The sequence below is a fragment of the Pseudoponticoccus marisrubri genome, from assembly GCF_001482405.1.
Taxonomy (GTDB): Bacteria; Pseudomonadota; Alphaproteobacteria; order Rhodobacterales; family Rhodobacteraceae; genus Pseudoponticoccus; species Pseudoponticoccus marisrubri.
This window is the reverse complement of record NZ_LPXO01000050.1, coordinates 1-475: the sequence shown is the minus strand read 5'-3', so window position 1 is coordinate 475 and position 475 is coordinate 1. Positions and strand designations below refer to the sequence as shown.

The window sequence follows — 475 nt, the reverse complement described above, 5'->3', positions numbered from 1 at the left end:
GGTACAGCGCTCGCAGCGGGTAATACTACCAACGTGGTCCAGTCAGGCACCGGCAACAGCGCCGACGCAGATCAAACCGCCCCGAATACCGTCAACAACACCATCAACCAGGATCAGGATGGATTTTACAACCGCGGCAAGGCTATACAGAACGGTGAGCGCAACAGCACCATCTTTCAGGATCAGACCGGTGCGCTGAACAGGGCCTTCAGCCGCCAATCTTATGGCGTGGGTAATTTGAGTACGACATTCCAGCTTGGTGACGCCAACAGCTCATACAGTGTACAGAAAGTGGAACGCAACAGTTCCATTGTGACTGTCCAGGTTGGTCTCAAGAACTATGCCAATGCCGTTCAGTCCCACGGTGTCAATAACACCTCTGACATCTTGCAAGATGGTTCCTTCAATACCGCCAGCGTGATGCAGCTACTGAGCCAGAGCTCGAGTGCCAGCATTCTGCAGGATGGCTTCGCCA

1 protein-coding gene is annotated in these 475 nt (G+C 53.9%); it reads left to right on the top strand.

Features of this window, described 5'->3' with window-relative positions; translation table 11 throughout:
• The coding region (locus AVJ23_RS21935; RefSeq protein WP_205626906.1) for a hypothetical protein at positions 1-475 on the top strand (475 nt) is incomplete at both ends.